Genomic DNA, 18,447 nt, shown 5'->3' with positions numbered 1-18,447 from the left:
CGCTTCGACTGAGATGCGATGGCATCCAGCATAAAAGTACGGCACAGCTCGGCCCGGTCATGTTACGGTGCGAACACCTCCAGCGTTCGGGCGACCCACTCGCGGTCGACGCCACCTGGGGCGCGGACGATTGGGAGGTCGACGCCCATCTCGCGGAGTTCGGCGAGTCGCTCCCGCGTCTCGTCCGGTGTCCCGACGAGCGCGACGAGGTCGAGGAACTCGTCCGAGAGTTCGCGTGCGCCAGCCTCGGTCGTCGGCGCGGCCCGTGCCGCATCGACGTCGGCCGTGAACCCTGCCTGTTCTGCGGCGCGGTCGTAGTATCCGGGGACGTCACGCAGGTAGTACGAGACGTGCTCGGCGGCGGCGCGTCTCGCTTCGGCCGGGTCGTCGTGGACCGCGGTGAGCACGTACATCGCCACGTCGACGTCGGCGACGTCGCGTCCAGCGCGAGTTGCTCCTGTTTCGAGCCACTCCAGCGCCTCTTCGAACTGCGGTCGCGGGTAGAGGTTCGGGAGCCAGCCGTCGGCGACCTGTCCGGTCAGTCGGACGTTTCCTGGACCGAGCGCGCCGTTGTAGATGGGTACCTCGTCGCGAACCGGTTCGAACGCCTCCCAGAAACTGGTGCGCTCGGGCGTGAAGAACTCCCCTTCGAACTCGGTCGCGTCGCCGCGGAGATACCGACGGACGAGTTCGACGTACTCGTGCATCCGTGCGAGCGGGCGCTCGAACGGGACGCCGTGGAACGTCTCGACGACGCCAGGGTGGGCGACACCGAGACCGAGGATGGCCCGACCGTTCGAGTGTTCGTCCAGCGTCGCCGTCGCCGCCGCGAGCGTCGCCGGTGAGCGTGAGAACACGTTGACGATTCCCGTCGCGAGTCCGATTTCCTCTGTGCGAACGGCCCAGCGCTCGAGTTTTCCGAATGCAGTCTTCCCTTGTCCTTCCGCCGCCCACGCCGATTCGTATCCCAACGCTTCCGCACGGGCGACGAGCGTTGGGTCGTCTCTGAGCGCGAAGAGGACGCCAGTTCTGTCGGTCATTCCTCCTCACTCGACGCGCCTGCGACCGTCGAATCGGCTGTGGCGGGCGGTTCGACGGGGACGACGCCATCGACGGCGAGGTCGTTCCAGATGTCGAGTCGCTGGATGAGTCCACGGCGAACCTCGTAGACGTCGACGTATCGCACGTCTTCGAACTCGATGCCGTCGTTGTCGACGCCGTAGAGTCGCCCGATGCTCACGACGGTGTCTCCTGCCTCTATCCACCGGTCGAACTCTTTGGCGGCCCACTCGTATCGGGGCGCGAGGAAGTCGAGGAAGTCGTAGGCCGCTGTCGGCCCCTCGAACGTCGCACCGGGGAGGGTGATAGTCGCGTCCTCGGCGAACAGGTCGCCGACGGTGTCTCTCCTGTCGTCTTCCATCCGGTCGAAGAACGCTTCGACGATGACTCGTGGTGAGTCCATGGTATCAGCGTGCGCCCAAACACCATAGATTTCACTCTCGTCGACCCCGATAATCTGGTCGCACAGTGCTTCAGACGCGTACGCGAGCGAGGCAGAGCGCTGGCGGTAGCTTTACGAAAGACTCTCACTAGCAAGGTCCATGGACGAGCAAGCCAAGCGCACGCCAAGCGATGGCGTCACCGAGGTCGTCTCGGTCGAAGCGGTCACCTGGGACGTCGACACCGACGTTCTCGTCGCGGGTGGCGGTGGAACCGGACTGGTCGCCGCACTCGCTGCCAGTGAGAATCCGGACACCCGCGTGACAGTGTTAGAGAAGGCACCACACTGCGGCGGCAACACGTCGCTTTCGACGGGGATGATTCCGGCGGCGGGGACGCGACTCCAGCGCGAAGCAGGTATCGAAGAGACACCCGCCGACATGGCACGAGACATCCTCGAGAAGAACGACTACCAGGCGGACGAAAAGCGGGTGACGTATCTCTGCGAAGAGAGCGCGAACCTCATCCACTGGTTGGTCGACGACTGGGACGTCACCCTCCACCTCGTCGACGACTTCAAATATCCCAAACACTCCGAGTACCGGATGCACGCACCCGAGGGGCGAAACGGCGAGAACCTCGTCGCGGAACTCGTCGAACGCGTCGAGGCGACGCCGAACATCGAACTCCTAACGAATGCACCGGTGACGAAACTCGTCGCTGCGGACGGGGTCGTCCACGGTGTCGTCGCTGGGCGGACCCACGACGAAGCCATCGAGGCGAAGAAGGTCATCCTCGCGACCGACGGATTCGCCGGAAACCGAGAGATGGTCACGGAGTACTGTGAGGAGGACATCGAACGAGCACTCTACTTCGGGTCCGACGGCAACACCGGCGATGGCGTCCGATTCGGCGCGGAACTCGGTGGCGAACTCGCCTGCATGGACGCCTATCAGGGGCACGCGACCGTCGCGAGTCAGACGGGGATGCTCTCGACCTACGCGGTCATCATGAGTGGGGGGATTCTGGTCAACGAAGCGGGCGAGCGTTTCGGAGACGAGTCGGCGGGGTACAGCGAGTTCGCCATCGACGTGTTGAAACAACCCGGTGGACAGGCGGTGCAACTGTTCGACGAGCGCATCTTCCAGAAGTTACAGGGCGAATTCGACGACTTCGACGAGGCGGTCGAACACGGGACGTACCACAGCGCCGACTCGGTCGACGAACTCGCGGCCCGTCTCGGGGCCGACGGTGAACAGGCCGCAGCAACCGTGACCGCGTACAACGAGGCCGCTTCGGCGGGCGAACCGGACGAAGTCGGCCGCGTCGACGGGACACGCCCGCTCGAAGCGCCGTTCTACGGCACGAAAGTGACCGGGTCGCTCTTCCACACCCAGGGTGGGCTCGTCGTCGACGAGCACGCACGGGTTCTCAGAACCGACGGGAGCGTGGTCACGAACCTCTACGCCGGCGGCGGGACAGCCTGCGGAATCAGCGGCCACGGTGCCGGTGGCTACCTCTCCGGAAACGGGTTGACGACCGCGCTCGGATACGGCCGACTCGCCGGTATCCACGCGAGAGAGTCGCTCGAATAAGAGGAGAATACGGCACCAACCGAATACGGGGTCATCGGCCGAATCGGCAGTCGTCTCAGTTTTCCACCGTCGCGCGCCCACCATCGACGAGTATCGTCTCGCCGGTGACGAAACTCGCGGCGTCACTCGCCAGAAACGCGACGACCGACGCCACCTCCGCAGGGTCACCGACGCGTTCGAGCGCCGACAGCGACCGAAACCGGTCGAGTGCCTCCGCGTCGTCTTCGAACGGTTCGGTCATCGGGGTCCGGATGTATCCGGGGGCGACGGCATTGACGCGGACACCGTCGGCCCCCCACTCGGCGGCGAGTGTCCGCGTGAGTCCTTCGACACCGGCTTTCGATGCGACGTAACTTCCCCGGTCCGCCGCACCGAGTTGCCCGTAGATAGACGAGACGTTCACGACGGCACCACCACCGTCTCTGAGGGAGGGTGCTGCCGCCCGACAGGTGCGAAACGGTCCCGAGAGGTTCACGTCGAGCGAGTCGGTCCAGTCGGCGTCCGAGAGGTCGGCCACGGACCCGCGTCTGATGATGCCCGCGACGTTGACCAGCACGTCGAGGCCGCCGGTCTCGACGGCGGTGTCCACGAGTCGTCTGACCTCGCCGTCGTCGGTGACGTCCACGGCGACGGGGTGAAACGACCCCTGCGCGTCGGCACACAGCGCTTCTGTCTCGTCTTGGTCTGCGGTGTCGCCACCGATGACGGTTCCACCGGCAGCGACGAACGTCTGGGCGCACGACTGCCCGATTCCACTCGCCGTTCCCGTGACGACGACAGTTCGATTCCCGAACGCGCAGTCGCTCTGGACCGACTGTCGCCCCTCTCGTGTGACCATGGCGGGCGTACAGCGCGCGGCGTAATGAACGTATGTTAACTACTGGCACCCTGCCGGCAGAGAAATTCGACTATCCGAGAGGTAGACGGCCAGAATGTGCTGATTTGGCCATATTAGAACGTTGGACGTCTTCGAAACGTGACAGAACGAGTACGGTAGTCTTTATTGCTCATACACTCCAACCCTGGGAACGATTGCCATGGGTAAGACTTTCAAGTCTTCGACGAGCAACAGGCGACGCTTCCTCAAAGCAACGGGCGCGAGTGTCGCTGCACTGACACTGGCTGGCTGTACGAGCGACGACGCCGGCGGCAACGGCGGCGACTCTGGTGGCTCCGGCGGCGACTCCGGTGGCTCCGGCGGTGACTCCGGCGGGAGCCAGGGGACGACGACCGGGACGCCCCAACAGTCTGTCGAGGAGATTATCATCGGGTCGAATCACCCGCTCTCGGGTGGCCTCGCCGCCACGGGTGTCGGGATGAGTAACGCCATCAAACTCGCCGCGATGCGGAAAAACGAGGAAGGTGGCATCCAGTCGCTCGATGGTGCCGAGGTGAAGGTCATCGAGGGCGACAATCAGGGTAAACAAGAACTCGGCGGACAGGTGAGCGAAGAACTGCTCAGCGACGGCGCACACGTGCTCACCGGATGTTACTCCTCGCCGGTGACGACGGCAGCGACACAGGTCGCCGAGCGACAGGGTGTCCCCTTCGTCGTCTCCATCGCCGCGGCGGACAACATCTTGCAGGGTCGCGGGTTCAACTACATCTACCGACCACAACCACCCGCGCGGCGTCTCGCAAGGGACTACGCCGACCTCGTGCCGGCGGTCATCCGCGACGGTGGCGGAACGCTCGACACGGCAGGACTGTTCTACATCAACAACAGTTACGGCCAGGCGATTCGCGACGGCCTCCGGGAGTTCCTCCCCGAACAGAACGTCGAAATCGTCGAGGAGACGGCTATCGAGTTCGGCGCGTCCGACGCGAACACGCAAGTCTCGCGACTCCGGAGCGCCGACCCCGACACCATCATCGCGACGACGTACGTCGCGGGTGGTGTCCTCCTCGCACAGGCACTCCAAGACCAGGAGTACCGTCCGCCCCACCTGACTGCGTCCGCGTCGGCGACGTTCACCGACGACAAGGCCGTCAGGGACATCGGCGACTTCGCCAACGGCGTGATGGACAACAACTACGCGCTGAACCCGACCATCGACAAGACTGCCGAAGTCCGCTCGCAGTTCCTCGACAACTACGAACAGGAGTTCTCTGCGTCCGTCGGGATGGCGTACACGGCGGCCGAAGTCATCATCCAGGCGGTCGAAGAGGCGGGCAGCGACGACCCCGACGACATCAACGAGGCGCTGAAGAATCTCCAGTACGACGACCACATCTCCGCGATGGGCACCATCGAATTCAACGACGAAGGTGAGAACGTCAACGCACTCGGGCCGGTCAACCAGGTCCAGGACCTCACGGTCAAAGTCGTCTACCCGGAGGAGTACGCGGAGGCCCCCCCACAGGTCTGAACCCCGCGTACACGTCAACGAACCGCCTCGAAAAATGGATACCTTTTATGCTGGATGCCAACAATCCCCGAGCGTAGAAACCGTATGCGACACCTAGTCACATCGGTCGCGGCAGCGCCGCTCCAAGGCGGTGGTCTCGACCGGTTCATCGACCCCTTTGCACAGTTCTTGACCGATATCGCCAACATGGAGCCCGTCTTGCTCCAGTTGCTCGCGTTCGGCCTCCTCCTCGGAGGTGTCTACGCGCTCACGGCGCTCGGACTGACGATGATATTCGGCGTGATGGACGTCATCAACTTCGCCCACGGTGTGTTCCTCGTCGTCGGAATGTACACGGTGTGGTTGGTGTCGACCACGCTCGGAATCAGCCCGTTCATCGGAATCCCCATCGCAGCGGTCGTCTTGTTCGCTTTGGGTATCGGCGTCCACATCTTGACGGTCGAACCGATCATCGAGGCGCCGCAACAGAACCAACTCATCGCCACACTCGGCGTCTTGCTGATAATCCAATCGGCGATCGAGATCATCTTCACACCCGACCCACAGCAAGTCGAACTCTCTCTGGGGTCGGTCCAGGTCGGCGGCGTGTTCATCCCGCTCGGCCAGTTCTACGCGCTCCTCATCGCCCTCGGGACGATGCTCGGTGTCCGCGCGTTCTTGAACCGGACCGACCTCGGCCGGAAGATTCGCGGGACCGCAGACAACCGCGACGGTGCTCGCTACGTCGGTATCAACGTCCCACAAATCAATTATCTCACCTTCGGTATCGGGGCGGCGCTCGCCGGCGTCGCCGGCGGGTCCATCGCGCTCTTCCAGCGGTTCGACCCGTTCACCGGTGAGGCGTACCTCATCAACGCCTTCGTCATCGTCATCCTCGGTGGACTCGGGTCGTTCCCAGGGGCGTTCGTCGGCGGCCTCATCGTCGGCATGATTCAGGTGTTCGGCGGCTACTACCTCCCCGGAACGACCTCGCAGGTGCTCATCTTCCTCCTGTTCATCGGGACGCTTCTCGTGAAGCCAGAAGGCCTCTTCGGAGGTGCAGAAGCATGAGTACACTCGAATCCGTCCGCGAGGGCTACCGAACGTTCGACGACCAACGGTACGCACCGTTCGTGAAGGGAGTCGCACTGTTCGCCCTCCTCGCGGCATTGCCGTACATCATCGAAATCGACGTGGCCGGGATGGAACTCGCGGCCACGCTGAGTCTGAAGGTGCTCATCCTCACCGTCATCTACGCATACACGGCCCAGTCGTGGAACATCATGTCCGGCTACACCGGGCAGTTCTCCTTCGGGCACGCCGCGTTCTTCGGCGTCGGCGCCTACGCGACCCAGTTGCTCCTGACCGACGTCGGGCTCAACCCATGGATAGGAATGCTCATCGGGGGCCTCCTCGCGGGGCTGTACGGCCTCGTAATCGGCGCACTCACGTTCCGGTTCAACCTCAAGGGTCACTACTTCGCACTGGCGACGCTCGCGTTCGCCGAACTCCTCCGGTTCGTCGTCACGAACATGTCCGAACTGAACGGCGCGAACGGCTACTTCAAGCCGTTCCCCCGTGATTACGGCGCAGAGTACGGCCTCGCTGCCTTCCAGTTCCAGACCGACCTCCCGTACTACTACATCATCCTCGGGTTCCTGCTCGTCGTGACAGTCGTCTCGTGGGCTATCAAGAACTCGTGGGTCGGGCTCTACTTCTTCGCCATCCGTGAAGACGAACGGGCCGCCGCGAGCGTTGGCGTGCCGTCGTTCCGGTACAAACTCGTCGGTGTCGCCGTGAGTGCCTTCTTCACCGCCCTCGGCGGTGCGTACTGGTCGATGTACTTCAACACGATCCGCCCGGACACCGTCTTCGCGCTGTTCAAGAACGTCGAGATACTGCTGCCCGCCGTCGTCGGTGGACCAGGGACGCTCATCGGCCCCATCGTCGGGTCGTTCATCGTCACGCCGGTCAGCGAAGTCGCCCGGACGACGTTCACCGACATCAACGGGCTGGACCGCATCATCTACGGCGCGTTCCTCGTCGCCATCGTCATCTACTCCCCACGCGGCGTGGTGAGTTGGCCGAGTCGTGCCCGTGCGCTGTGGTCTCGCCTGAAAGGTGACGAGGAGGTGAGCGAGTGATGTCGTCACAAGACCAGCAGTCACTCGAACGCGAGGGGGAGACGCTCCTCACCGTCGAGGGTGTCGGAAAGCGGTTCGCGGGCCTGCAAGCGCTCGAAGACATCGACATGACCGTCAACAGCGGCGAGATTATCGGCCTCATCGGCCCGAACGGTGCCGGGAAGACGACGCTGTTCAACTGTATCAGCGGCGCGTTCCCACCCACGTCGGGGACGGTCACGTTGGAAGGAGCGGTCATCTCCGGACTGCCCGCGCACAAAGTCGCACGGTCGGGGCTCGCCCGGACGTTCCAGATTACGCGCCCGTTGGAAGAACTCACCGTCGTCGAGAACGCGATGGTTGGCGCGCACATCCACACCCGTCGTCGCCGTGAAGCGCGCGACATCGCCATGGAGAACCTCGAATTCGTCGGGCTCGCCGACCGTGCAGACGAACAAGCCGGCGAACTCACCGTCGGCGCACAGAAGCGCCTCGAACTCGCTCGGGCCATCTCGACGCGACCGAAGATTCTGCTCCTCGACGAGATAATGGCGGGGCTGACACCACAGGAGACGAAGCATATGCTCGACCTGTTCCGGCAGTTGCGCGGTCGCGGGACGAGCCTCCTCATCATCGAACACGACATGAAAGCCATCATGAACATCTCAGACTACGTGAAAGTACTCGACCAGGGCCGTGGTATCGCCTTCGGCAACCCAGAAGACGTCGTGAAAGACGAACGCGTCATCGAGGCGTACATCGGAGGGTTCGACGTCGATGCTTGAACTCGAAGGCGTCCGCGCCGGCTACGACGAAATCGAGGTGCTCCACGGCGTCGACATGCACGTCGACGAGGGAGAAATCGTCGCGCTCATCGGTTCGAACGGGGCCGGGAAGACGACGACGATGCGCACGATTTGCGGCATCCTCTCGCCGAGTCACGGCCGCATCACCTACCGTGGCGAGGAGATTCACACGAAACCGTCGCACGAAATCGTCGAACGCGGCATCGTGCAGGTTCCGGAGAACCGCGACCTGTTCACCAACATGACGGTGATGAATAACCTCCTCCTCGGGGCGCAGACCGACGAAGCGATTGCAAACCGTGAGGAGAACCTCGCGGAGATGCTCGACCTGTTCCCACGCCTCGAAGAACGAAAGAAACAGCGCGCTGGGACGATGTCGGGCGGCGAACAGCAGATGTTGACGCTCGCACGGGCGCTGATGGGTGAACCCGACCTCCTCATCCTCGACGAACCGTCCATCGGACTCGCGCCGCACCTCGTCCAGGAGGTGTTCGACGTGGTCGAAGAGATTCACCAACAGGGCGTGACCGTACTCATGGTCGAACAGAACGTCCAGCAGACGCTCCAACTGGCCGACCGCGGCTACGTCATGGAGAACGGCCGTATCACCATGAGCGCCAGTGGGAGCGCCCTCCTCGAAGACGACAGCGTCGTCGAAGCCTACCTCGGGGTGTGAGATGGAGGACGCGGCCCTCGCATCGTTCGTCTCGACGCTCGACCGCGAAGACGTCCCAGACGACGTCGCGACCCGAGCGTCACTCGCCATCGCCGACACGGTCGGCGTCATCCTCGGTGGTGCGTCCGACCCGGCAGTCTCGGCGCTCACGCGAGCCTGGGCGAACGACAACAGTGGCCAAGCGACTATCCTGGGGACGGCCGGTGAACGAACGTCTGCCTACCGTGCTGCGTTCGTCAACGCGACGGCCGGAACCGTCCTCGAACTCGACGAAGGCCACCGCTTCGCGGCCGGCCACCCGGCCATTCACGTCCTCCCAGCACTCCTCGCGGATGGTGAGTCGTCCTACCGGAGCGGTGACGAACTACTGACCGCCTTCGTCGCCGGGTACGAGGCCGCCGTCCGCGTGGCCGAGATGGTCGTCCCGTTGGCCGACGGCGTCCACCCACACGGGGTGTGGGGTGGCGTCGGAACCGCGGCGGCCGTCGCACGACTCCGCGAACTCGACGCCGAGACGACCCTCCACGCGATGCGCATCGCGGCGAACTACGCACAACACACACGGTTCGAAGCGGCGACCGAGGGTGCGACCGTCCGAAACAGTTACGCGGGCATGAGCAACCTCTCGGGACTCGTCGCCGTCGAACAGGCCGAAGCAGGGTTCACCGGCCTCGACGACGGCATCGCCCGCCACCTGTCGTCGGTTGCTGCCGGCGACCCCGACCGGGCCGCCCTCACCGACGGCTTGGGCGACCGCTGGGAGATACAGCGCGGCTACTTCAAGGTCCACGCGGCGTGTCGCTACACCCACGCGGTCCTCGACGTCGTCGAGACCCTCGCTGAACGACACGCGTTCGACGCGGCCGACGTCGCGGCGGTCCACGTCGAGACGTACCCCTCGGCAGCGGCCTTATCGAACACACGACCGAAGAACGCACTCCAGGCCAAGTTCTCGATTCCGTTCGCCGTCGCATCGGCGCTGACGACCGGCGAGACGGGCAAGTCGTCGTTCACCGACGAGGCGGTGACCCGCGAGGTGCTCGACGTAGCGGAGCGCGTCGAGGTCACCGCGACCGACGAGTTCGCCGCCCGAGCGCCCGACGAACGCGGTGCACGTGTGACCATCGAGACGAACGACGGAGCCGTGTTCGCCCACGAGGTTCGAGCGGCACGCGGTGGCGAACACGACCCGATTACAGACGCCGACCTCCGAACGAAGTTCGACCAACTCGTCGCACCCGTCATCGGAGACGAGAGCGTCGACGGGCTTTGGACCGCAGCACGCGAACCAGCCGCCCCCCGCGTCCTCTGTGCCCTCACACGGGCCTGAGCCACCTTCCGTTCCTCCTTCGAGAGAGACAACGATTCGAGACACCAAGCATTCGAGAGACCAATGATTTCACAGAAACCAGTTCGAGATTGGGAACAGCAACTGTCCGACTTTCTTTCCACCGAGATTCCACCCGCGGTTCGAGCGGACGGAAGTCGTGTCGTCGCGGACGTGCTCGCGGCCACCGTCGCAGGTGCCGCAGCGCCGCAGAACGCCGACGTGTTCCGAGAGCTGCCACTTGGAGACGGCCCCGCTGCCGTCCTCGGGACCGACCGTCGGACCGACCCCGCTCACGCGGCCCTCCTGAACGTGACCGCCGCGATTACACAGGAGATAGAAGAAGGCCACAACCGGGGCGGACACGTCGGTGCGAGCATCGTCGCTGGCGCCGTCGGCGTCGCCGAGGCGCACGACGTCGACGGCGAGACGTTCGTCGACGCGTGCGTTCGGTCCTACGAACTCTGCACCCGCTTCGAGTACGCCATCTTCGCGATGAAGGCGCGACTCAACGACGCGATTCCGTGGCTCGTCCGCGACCCACACTCGACGTGGACGACCCTCGGGCCAGCGCTCACGGCGGCCGTCTGCATGGGACAGTCGCCAGACCAACTTCGTGAGACGGTGCGAACTGCGCTCAACCTCGCAGTCGTCTCGATGCACGACCCATTCGCCGAAGGAGCACCGTCACGGAACTTCACAGCCGGCTTTTCCGCCCAGGCAGGTGTGAGCGCGGCGACGCTCGCGGGTGCCGGTCTTCGTGGGTCTGCGGCGGCGATGGAAGCCGTCTACGACCCGTTCGAGTGGCTCCTCGAAGATGGAGCGTTCGCCCACCTGTTCGAGTCGCTCGGCGACGAGTGGTGGGTCACAGAGGCGTACCACAAACCGTACCCATCGTGTCGGTACACCCACGCGCCACTCGACGCCCTCCGCGACGCAGACACGGGCGACCTCGACCCCGAGGACGTAGCCCGCATCGACGTCTACACGTACCGAAACGGCGTCGACATGGGCCACGTGCGGCCGGATACGTTGACGGCGGCAAAGTTCTCCACGCCGTACGTGCTCGCACGGTGGGTCGCAGACGGTGAGATTTCACTCGAACACTTCCTCGACGACGCCCTCGACGAGGAGCCAGTCCAGTCGCTCACAGAACGCGTCGACCTGCACGTAGACGACGCGTACGAACGGGCGTTCCCCGACAAGTGGGGTGCACGCGTCGAAGTGGTGACCCGTGACGGAACACGGTACGTTGGAGAACGAGACGTCCCGCGCGGCGACTACAGAGACCCACTCGACGCGGCGACGCTCGCTGCTCGTAACCGCACACTGCTCGCCTACGGGCTCGGCGAAACCGCCGCAGACCGTGCCCTCGACGCGCTCTCGTCGGTCGACACGACGTCGGTGGCGGCGCTCGTCGACTCGCTGACTCACTGATACTGAACACGTGTTCGGCCCAGCCGAACATAATACGAACAATTATTGCGACACACCCACATTGGGTACCTATGCACACGGACGAGCCGGCTGGAGACGGACTAATCGGTGCTACGAAAACGTCGTTCGGCATCGTCGAACACCTGCGTGAAGAAGGGACGAGCGGCGCCTCGGACATCTCCGCTGCACTCGGAATCTCGAAGAGTACCGCGCACAACCACCTCCAGACGCTCTTTCAGCTCGGGTATCTCGTTCGGGTCGACGGTGGCTACGCACTGAGCCTGAAGTTTCTGGACCTCGGCGACCACGCACGGACGCGACACGCGCTCTATCACACGTCTATCGGGGAGATGGACGACCTCGTCGACGCCGTCGGCGAACGCGGGCAGGTGATGGTCGAAGAGAACGGCCACGGCGTCTACATCTATCAGGTGAAGTCCGAACAGGGACTCCAGACGGACTCGCACATCGGGACGACCGTCGACCTGCACACGACCGCAGTCGGGAAGTCCTACCTCGCGTTCTGCGACGAAGACCGCCGAAACGACATCCTCGCCGACGAACTGCCGCAACTCACGACGAAGACCATCGCCGACCGGGCAGAACTCGAAGCCGAGTTGGAGACGATTCGGGAGCGGGGCCACGCCTTCAACGACGAGGAACGGATTACCGGGATGCGTGCCGTCGGCGCGCCAATTCTCGCGGACGACGACACCATCCTCGGTGCGATAAGCGTCTCCGGACCGACGACGCGAATGAAGGGCGAATGGTACCACAGCGAGGTTCCAGAGATGGTGAAACAGGCCGCTCGTGTCATCGGTATCCGAGCGACGTACTCCTAGTTCTGCCCAACCGTTCGGCCCTGCCAAACGCTCGTTCGTCACATCAGTTTTAGAGGGCGTCCAGACCACCCAGCAGTGCCGATTGGGATTACAGCAGTACGTTCGTAATGGAATCGGTGTTGGAGACGTGTAGATCCACTTCTCGACGACTGGTCGGCCGAAATTGAACCACTAACTAATCAGATTTAGAATATAATTTCTAAAGTGGTACTTCTACCACAAATCAACTAGAAATATGATGAGCACCCAAATTGGTCGGCGTGGTGGTTGCGCCGCATAATATTACATATTGGCGCTTTTTAGACAATATAGTTGCTAATATTTTGATTTATATAGCAAATAGGGAGCTATATATTGAAAATTTGTGTTTATGTCGGCATCAGATTCACAGACAAATCAAGATGTGGTGGGCAGTGTATAATTATCAGAACCTATACAAAATACAGTACCTACCAATTTTAATATACTAAAATAGGCCTGGGTACGGTCTCTCTCGACTCCCTGGATACGGTATCGTCCAGTTCGGCGAGGGATGGCCTGTCGGAACGTCAGCGGCCGAATTCATACGCTCCGACCCAGAGACACAGCTCGCCGCTTGCAGTAGGTACGAGTTGCAACCGTCGGTCGCGTCGTTCGACAGGACAGAAAAAGGTGGTCTTCGGTGGGTTCAGCGGTCGTCGGTCAGCAGGATTCGGAGGATGTCACCGTACGCGGGGCGGGTGACGAGCACACCGATGATGACGCCGAGGATGGTGAAGATGGCGAACCCTTGCAGGTCACCGAGCGAGAGCACGGCGAGCGGACTCATCGCGATGATGGTCGTCGCAGCGGCGGCACCGATGACCCAGAAGGCGCGGCGGAACCGCGACTGGAAGACCTTGCGCGACTTCACCGACCCTTCGCCCATCACTTCGTCGGCGATGATGATGAGGTCGTCCACACCAGTCCCGATGACGGCGATGAACCCGGCGATGACAGACAGGTCGAGCGGATAGCCGATGAGCGCGGCGAACCCGAGGAGGACGTACACCTCGGAGAGACCGGTGACGATCATCGGGAGCGCGACTTCCGGTTTCCCGTAGCGGAGGAAGACGACGCCGGCGACGGCGAGGACGGCGACGATACCGGTGAGGAGGGAGTCGGTCTTGAAGCTCTCACCCTGACTCGGTGAGATGTACGACGACGTCCCGCCGTCTTCACCCGAGAGGTCGAGTTTCGCAGGAAGCGCACCGGCACGGAGGTTGATAGCAATCTCCTGTGCTTCAGACGTGTTGCGCGTCTGCAGTTGGAAACTCGGCGCCTCGGACCACTCGCCGGCACGCATGCCGTCGGCGAGGCCGGGACTCATCCCGAAGGCGTTGACGACCTCACCGTTGACGACGAGGAGGAGACAGCCATCGGTCGTATTCCGGCCGTCTTCGTCCATGTAGGTACAGCGCGAACCACCCGGTTGCGCGAGGCCAGTCTCGACGACTGCCTGCTGGAAGTCTGCTGCGGGTTCGTCACGGACCGAGACGGGGACGAACGCGCCACCGCCGGTCTGTGGTTCCTGTGCCGTCCCGATAGACGTGAAGTCTGCCTGCGTCAGCACGGCCTCACGGGTCTCGTAGACGCGCGACCCGTTCTGCGTGGTCGGGTAGTAGATGTCGATTTGGACCGTCCCGCGTTCGCCGACGAGGTCGATGACGTCCTGTCGGTCGCGGTTCGGAACCTCGACGAGGATGAAGTGTTCACCCGTCGCCGTCGTCACCTGTTGGACCGTCCCGCCGGAGAGGCCGGCCTCGTTAATCTTGGATTCGAGGACGCGAACCGTCTCCTGACGCGTGGTCTCGGTGACGCCGTCTCTGACAGTTCCGTGAGCGTAGCCTGCAGCGTCGAGTGCCTGCCCTAACTGGTCTGTCGAGACGTTCTCGACGGTGACTTCGACCGTGTTGGACTCTGCACCCTGTCGGGCGATGACGTCCGCAGCGTCGGCGTCAGGTAACTGTGCAGCGACCTGCTGTTCGACGACGCGTTCGGTGTCGCCCTCGAACTCGACCTCTTCGGCCGTGACACCGATGAGGGGTGCGCGAATTCGCGTCCCGCCGTCGAGTTGCAGGCCGTATTTGAGGTTGGTGAGACTGTCGTCCTCACCGATTGCGGGTTGGGACCCGACGGTCGGTGAGAACAGCGCGAACGTCGAGACGAGGATGGCGACGACGAGGAGGATGACCCGCCAGTTGTCGCGGATGGAACTCATCGAGCCACCCCCTCGAACTTCCACCAGCGAAGGAGCGTCACGTTGAGCATGTAGGTGTTCATCAGGTCGGCAGTGAGACCGAAGACGAGGACGGTCCCGATAGCGGCGAGCAGTTGGATTCCGAACAGCGTCGCCGTGATGGTCATGACGATCATCGCCGCGATGGACGTGAGCGTCATGGTCACACCGGTCTGCATGGCGCGGTAGGTGGACTCGTAGAAGTCACCGGAGCGCCGAAGGACGTGGTTGTTCAAGAGGATGTCCGAGTCGACGGAGTACCCGATGAGCATCAGGAGTGCTGCGACGGTTCCGAGCGACAGTTCGATGCCGAGGATGTTCATCAGCGCCACCGGGATGACGATGTCGGAGAACGCCGAGATGACGACGGCGATAGAGGGGACGAACGTGCGGAACATCGCGAACACGAGGATACTCATTCCCAAGAACGCGACGGCGACACCGCCGAGTGCGAGCAGTTGCGTGTCGGCACCGAAGTTTGCCGACACGGTGTCGATAGAGCGGACTTCGTAGCCCGCCGCTTCGGCGTCTTGCTCGAGTTGCGACGTAGACACGCCACTTCCGGCCTGGAACGTCAGGACGTACGTGTTCTCGGAGGGGACAGAGCGAATCGATTCAGGAGGGCTACTGAACGCCGCACTGACCTCGGTTTGTGGTGCATCCGTTGCGATACGGAGTTCGGTGCCACCGGTGAAATCGACGCCCGGGTCTACCGGCGCACCAGTCGCGACGTACCACCCTCCGATGACCAGCAAGGCCACCGCAAGGACCGCGAGGGGGACGGCCGCGAGTTGGCGATTCGTGTACCGGGTGTAGTCTACCTCCGGTACCGTAAACTCGACCATGCGTTCCGGTCCCGAGCGATTCGGAATAAGGCTTCTTATACGCGGTAGGATACGGTGTCGAGGCACACGGTCTGACGGAGTGGTGGCGAATCCGCGATAACGCCATACGTTTCGAACAACAATCGTGAACCATGACAGCCGAAACGACGACTGCGGAATCGACTGCGGCGAGCGTCGTCGTCTCCTTTCCGGACGAACTGAGCGCGTGGGGGCGCGACCAGTTGACAGCAGACCGGTTCGTGAACTACCTGCGACGAGTGCACGACGAGGCTGAACCGGGCGACGAATGGGACGAGTTCCTCGACGTCGGTTGTTGTGGTGACTCGCTCACGCTGACGCTCCGCGTCGAAGACGTCGAACCTGCGGGTGCGACGACCATCTCGGCGGACACAGACGTCGAGTTCGTCGAGCGCGAGGGGAGCGTCCACGGCGGGTGGTGCGTCCAGAGCGCCGACGGTCCCGCCTCGACGACCGGAAAACAGTCCTGAGCGGTTCTATCGAAACCGCCAAGACGTGATAGAGTTGGCGTGCTGAATATCGAGGGAGAGTTCGGCAAACAGCCACTCTTCGTTTGGCCACAGGTCGACTCTGGCCAGTGACCGACTCGCACCCGCACAGGCGACCGACTCGCGCCCGCACAGGCAACCGACTCGCGCCCGCTATTCAGCACGGTCTCGACGACCGACCACTGACTGAAGAGTGCAACAGCGTCGCGAGACGCATCCCGAGACTCGAACCCCCGTCTGCCGATATCACCTCCGGACGGTCGAGGTTCTCAGTAAGCCACGACTGGAGTCGTGAGGTTCCGCCTCGAATCTGTGTGAACTCTCCAGTTGTGACGAAACGGTAAAACGTCTCTTGGGCGATATGTTAGACATGGCGCTGCCGGTGGTGACGTTCGATATCCTCGTCGTGTTCGGCCTCGTTCTCGCCGCAGTCGTACTGTTCGCCACGGAGGCCCTCTCGCCGGACATCACGGCCATCTCGGTCATCGTCGCCGTCGTCATCCTCGAACCGTGGACCGGCATCGGGACAGAGACGGCGTTCGTCGGGTTCGCCAACACTGCGACGATTACGGTCGCTGCGATGTACATGCTGAGCGAGGGCATCCACCGGACGGGAATCGTTCGGAGACTCAAGCGGGCCATCGCCAGCGTCTCCCGAGACAGCGAGACCCGCCTGCTCGGAAGCACGCTCGTCCTCACCGGCGGCATGGCAGGCATCGTCAACAACACGCCAATCGTGGCTGTCTTCATCCCCATGGTGACCGACCTCGCGGAGAAATATCAGATCTCACCCTCGAAACTCCTGATGCCGCTTTCGTACGCGGCGATGCTCGGTGGGACCCTGACGCTGGTCGGCACCTCGACGAACCTTCTTGCAAGCACCTTCTCCGAACGGTTGCTCGACCGGCCGTTCTCGATGTTCGAGTTCACGCACCTCGGCGTGCTCGTACTCGTAGTTGGCATCGCCTACCTCATGACAGTCGGTCGACGCCTGGTCCCCACCAGGGTCGAGCCAACGATAGACCTCCTTGGAGCGTTCGAACTGCGCAAGTACATCACCCGGCTGTACGTTCGGGAGAACTCACCACTCGTCGGCCGGACGTTCGCGGCGGCCATCGACGACCTTCCCCCCGAGTTCGACGAGGATATCGACGTTATCGAAGTCGTCCGAGCGGACGGGCGCTACGCTGCACCTGGCCCCGAGTTCGAACTCGACGCCGAGGACGTCCTCACTGTCAGGGCCGACCGTCACACGGCGCGCAAGATTGCATCAGCGTTCGACCTGTGGCCGCTCCCGTGGGTGCGCCTCTCCGAACTCGACCTGAGCGTTCCGGCCAGTATCGGGACCCTCGTCGAGGTGCGTGTGCCGTCGGCGTCGGACCTCGCAGGCCAGCGTGTAGACGACATTCGGTTCAGACAGCGGTACGGAGCGACGATTCTCGCCGTTCGACGTGGGTCCGATATCATCCGAGAACGGTTCGAGGACGTGGTCTTGGAGGTCGACGACGAACTCCTCGTCCGGACGGCCGGCGACAACGTCGACGTCCTCAGGGACCCAGGGAACATCGTGGTGACCGCAGTCACTGGAGAGGGGGTGGTCGAACCGCGAGGCTCGAAGAGTCCGGAGTATCGGGAAGCCAAAGCCCCACTCGCAATCGCCATCGTCGGAGGTGTCGTGCTCGCGGCGGCCACTGGATTCGTCTCTATCGGGATTTCGGCGCTTGCGGGCGTCGTGGCGATGATAGTCGGCGGGGCCCTCGAACCACAGGAGGCCTACGACGCAGTCTCGTGGGACGTCATCTTCTTGCTCGCCGGAATGATTCCACTCGGAATCGCCCTCGAGAACTCAGGCGGCGCGACGTTCGTCGCAGAGGTCGTGGTGGTACTCGCCGGCGCACTCCCTGTGCTCGCCGTCGTCGGCCTGTTCTACCTCGTGACGGCAGTCATGACGAATCTCATCAGCAACAACGCCACCGTCGCACTCTTGATTCCGATCGCCGTCGACGTCGCGGCCCAACTCGACGCGAACGCGTTTGCGTTCGTCCTCGCGGTGACGTTCGCGGCGAGTACGTCGTTCCTGACACCGATCGGCTATCAAACGAACCTCATGGTCTACGGCCCCGGTGGCTACGAGTTCACAGACTTCCTCCGCGTCGGTGCACCGTTGCAACTGTTGTTGACCGTCGTCACGACGCTGGGCATTTGGGTCTTCTGGGGCGTCTAAACCGGGCTGGACGACCGTTGA

At 63.1% G+C, this 18,447-nt stretch carries 16 protein-coding genes; 11 read left to right on the top strand and 5 right to left on the bottom strand.

All coding sequences use genetic code 11. The features are described 5' to 3' along the window. Window positions 1-62 precede the first annotated feature (62 nt). Window positions 63-1,040 (bottom strand): LLM class flavin-dependent oxidoreductase, encoded by a 978-nt coding sequence (locus GJR99_RS11360; RefSeq protein WP_151112236.1) that lies wholly within the window; start codon window positions 1,038-1,040, stop codon window positions 63-65. Further along, a complete protein-coding gene (locus tag GJR99_RS11355) occupies window positions 1,037-1,462 on the bottom strand; it encodes a nuclear transport factor 2 family protein (RefSeq protein WP_151112234.1) in 426 nt (141 codons plus the stop codon). The genes GJR99_RS11360 and GJR99_RS11355 overlap by 4 nt, the downstream gene beginning before the upstream one ends. 139 nt (window positions 1,463-1,601) lie before the next feature. On the opposite strand from GJR99_RS11355, the gene GJR99_RS11350 reads away from it, so the two are divergent. Further along, complete coding sequence (locus GJR99_RS11350) at window positions 1,602-3,035, top strand: FAD-dependent oxidoreductase (protein ID WP_151112232.1); 1,434 nt, start codon at window positions 1,602-1,604, stop codon at window positions 3,033-3,035. Window positions 3,036-3,090: 55 nt separating this feature from the next. Here GJR99_RS11350 and GJR99_RS11345 read toward each other — a convergent pair whose 3' ends face one another. Further along, complete coding sequence (locus tag GJR99_RS11345) at window positions 3,091-3,873, bottom strand: SDR family NAD(P)-dependent oxidoreductase (protein WP_151112230.1); 783 nt, start codon at window positions 3,871-3,873, stop codon at window positions 3,091-3,093. A 199-nt stretch (window positions 3,874-4,072) separates the two neighbouring features. On the opposite strand from GJR99_RS11345, the gene GJR99_RS11340 reads away from it, so the two are divergent. From GJR99_RS11340 to GJR99_RS11305, 8 genes are all read left to right on the top strand, one after another. Then, on the top strand, window positions 4,073-5,404 hold the full coding sequence (locus tag GJR99_RS11340) for an ABC transporter substrate-binding protein (protein WP_151112228.1): 1,332 nt from the start codon (window positions 4,073-4,075) through the stop codon (window positions 5,402-5,404). A gap of 84 nt (window positions 5,405-5,488) precedes the next feature. Beyond that, window positions 5,489-6,454, top strand: a complete 966-nt coding sequence (locus GJR99_RS11335; RefSeq protein ID WP_151112226.1) for a branched-chain amino acid ABC transporter permease — start codon at window positions 5,489-5,491, stop codon at window positions 6,452-6,454. Then, a complete protein-coding gene (locus GJR99_RS11330) occupies window positions 6,451-7,527 on the top strand; it encodes a branched-chain amino acid ABC transporter permease (RefSeq protein WP_151112224.1) in 1,077 nt (358 codons plus the stop codon). Before GJR99_RS11335 ends, GJR99_RS11330 begins: the two co-directional genes overlap by 4 nt. Then, a complete protein-coding gene (locus tag GJR99_RS11325; protein ID WP_151112222.1) occupies window positions 7,527-8,291 on the top strand; it encodes an ABC transporter ATP-binding protein in 765 nt (254 codons plus the stop codon). Before GJR99_RS11330 ends, GJR99_RS11325 begins: the two co-directional genes overlap by 1 nt. Further along, a complete protein-coding gene (locus GJR99_RS11320; protein WP_151112220.1) occupies window positions 8,284-8,988 on the top strand; it encodes an ABC transporter ATP-binding protein in 705 nt (234 codons plus the stop codon). The genes GJR99_RS11325 and GJR99_RS11320 overlap by 8 nt, the downstream gene beginning before the upstream one ends. A gap of 1 nt (window position 8,989) precedes the next feature. Continuing rightward, window positions 8,990-10,318 carry an MmgE/PrpD family protein gene (locus GJR99_RS11315; protein WP_151112218.1) on the top strand — a complete coding sequence of 443 codons (1,329 nt, stop codon included), beginning with the start codon at window positions 8,990-8,992 and terminating at the stop codon, window positions 10,316-10,318. 63 nt (window positions 10,319-10,381) lie between these two features. Next, window positions 10,382-11,752, top strand: coding sequence for an MmgE/PrpD family protein (locus GJR99_RS11310; RefSeq protein WP_151112216.1), 1,371 nt, complete (start codon window positions 10,382-10,384; stop codon window positions 11,750-11,752). A gap of 71 nt (window positions 11,753-11,823) precedes the next feature. Then, window positions 11,824-12,594 (top strand): IclR family transcriptional regulator, encoded by a 771-nt coding sequence (locus tag GJR99_RS11305; RefSeq protein ID WP_151112214.1) that lies wholly within the window; start codon window positions 11,824-11,826, stop codon window positions 12,592-12,594. Between the two features lie 667 nt (window positions 12,595-13,261). On the opposite strand, the gene secD is transcribed toward GJR99_RS11305, so the two are convergent. Next, window positions 13,262-14,833, bottom strand: coding sequence for a preprotein translocase subunit SecD (gene secD / locus GJR99_RS11300; protein ID WP_151112212.1), 1,572 nt, complete (start codon window positions 14,831-14,833; stop codon window positions 13,262-13,264). Continuing rightward, entirely contained in the window at window positions 14,830-15,696 is an 867-nt protein-coding gene (gene secF, locus GJR99_RS11295; protein WP_151112210.1) for a protein translocase subunit SecF, read from the bottom strand. Before secF ends, secD begins: the two co-directional genes overlap by 4 nt. Window positions 15,697-15,827: 131 nt before the next feature. Here secF and GJR99_RS11290 point away from each other — a divergent pair, with 131 nt between their 5' ends. Continuing rightward, complete coding sequence (locus tag GJR99_RS11290) at window positions 15,828-16,184, top strand: hypothetical protein (RefSeq protein ID WP_151112208.1); 357 nt, start codon at window positions 15,828-15,830, stop codon at window positions 16,182-16,184. 388 nt (window positions 16,185-16,572) lie between these two features. Continuing rightward, on the top strand, window positions 16,573-18,426 hold the full coding sequence (locus GJR99_RS11285; protein ID WP_394349744.1) for an SLC13 family permease: 1,854 nt from the start codon (window positions 16,573-16,575) through the stop codon (window positions 18,424-18,426). The last annotated feature ends 21 nt before the right edge of the window (window positions 18,427-18,447 follow it).

This window comes from Haloferax marinum, assembly GCF_009674625.1.
In the GTDB taxonomy this organism is placed as follows: domain Archaea; phylum Halobacteriota; class Halobacteria; order Halobacteriales; family Haloferacaceae; genus Haloferax; species Haloferax marinum.
This window is presented reverse-complemented; position numbering and strand designations above follow the sequence as displayed.

What these genes read in the sequence shown, in the direction of transcription:
- GJR99_RS11290 (WP_151112208.1), top strand. Translation starts at nt 15,828, where the DNA reads ATGACAGCCGAAACGACGACTGCGGAATCGACTGCGGCGAGCGTCGTC.
- GJR99_RS11320 (WP_151112220.1), top strand. Translation starts at nt 8,284, where the DNA reads ATGCTTGAACTCGAAGGCGTCCGCGCCGGCTACGACGAAATCGAGGTG.
- secF (WP_151112210.1), bottom strand. Translation starts at nt 15,696, where the DNA reads ATGGTCGAGTTTACGGTACCGGAGGTAGACTACACCCGGTACACGAAT.
- GJR99_RS11315 (WP_151112218.1), top strand. Translation starts at nt 8,990, where the DNA reads ATGGAGGACGCGGCCCTCGCATCGTTCGTCTCGACGCTCGACCGCGAA.
- GJR99_RS11355 (WP_151112234.1), bottom strand. Translation starts at nt 1,462, where the DNA reads ATGGACTCACCACGAGTCATCGTCGAAGCGTTCTTCGACCGGATGGAA.
- GJR99_RS11345 (WP_151112230.1), bottom strand. Translation starts at nt 3,873, where the DNA reads ATGGTCACACGAGAGGGGCGACAGTCGGTCCAGAGCGACTGCGCGTTC.
- secD (WP_151112212.1), bottom strand. Translation starts at nt 14,833, where the DNA reads ATGAGTTCCATCCGCGACAACTGGCGGGTCATCCTCCTCGTCGTCGCC.
- GJR99_RS11340 (WP_151112228.1), top strand. Translation starts at nt 4,073, where the DNA reads ATGGGTAAGACTTTCAAGTCTTCGACGAGCAACAGGCGACGCTTCCTC.
- GJR99_RS11330 (WP_151112224.1), top strand. Translation starts at nt 6,451, where the DNA reads ATGAGTACACTCGAATCCGTCCGCGAGGGCTACCGAACGTTCGACGAC.
- GJR99_RS11325 (WP_151112222.1), top strand. Translation starts at nt 7,527, where the DNA reads ATGTCGTCACAAGACCAGCAGTCACTCGAACGCGAGGGGGAGACGCTC.
- GJR99_RS11310 (WP_151112216.1), top strand. Translation starts at nt 10,382, where the DNA reads ATGATTTCACAGAAACCAGTTCGAGATTGGGAACAGCAACTGTCCGAC.
- GJR99_RS11350 (WP_151112232.1), top strand. Translation starts at nt 1,602, where the DNA reads ATGGACGAGCAAGCCAAGCGCACGCCAAGCGATGGCGTCACCGAGGTC.
- GJR99_RS11360 (WP_151112236.1), bottom strand. Translation starts at nt 1,040, where the DNA reads ATGACCGACAGAACTGGCGTCCTCTTCGCGCTCAGAGACGACCCAACG.
- GJR99_RS11335 (WP_151112226.1), top strand. Translation starts at nt 5,489, where the DNA reads ATGCGACACCTAGTCACATCGGTCGCGGCAGCGCCGCTCCAAGGCGGT.
- GJR99_RS11305 (WP_151112214.1), top strand. Translation starts at nt 11,824, where the DNA reads ATGCACACGGACGAGCCGGCTGGAGACGGACTAATCGGTGCTACGAAA.
- GJR99_RS11285 (WP_394349744.1), top strand. Translation starts at nt 16,573, where the DNA reads ATGGCGCTGCCGGTGGTGACGTTCGATATCCTCGTCGTGTTCGGCCTC.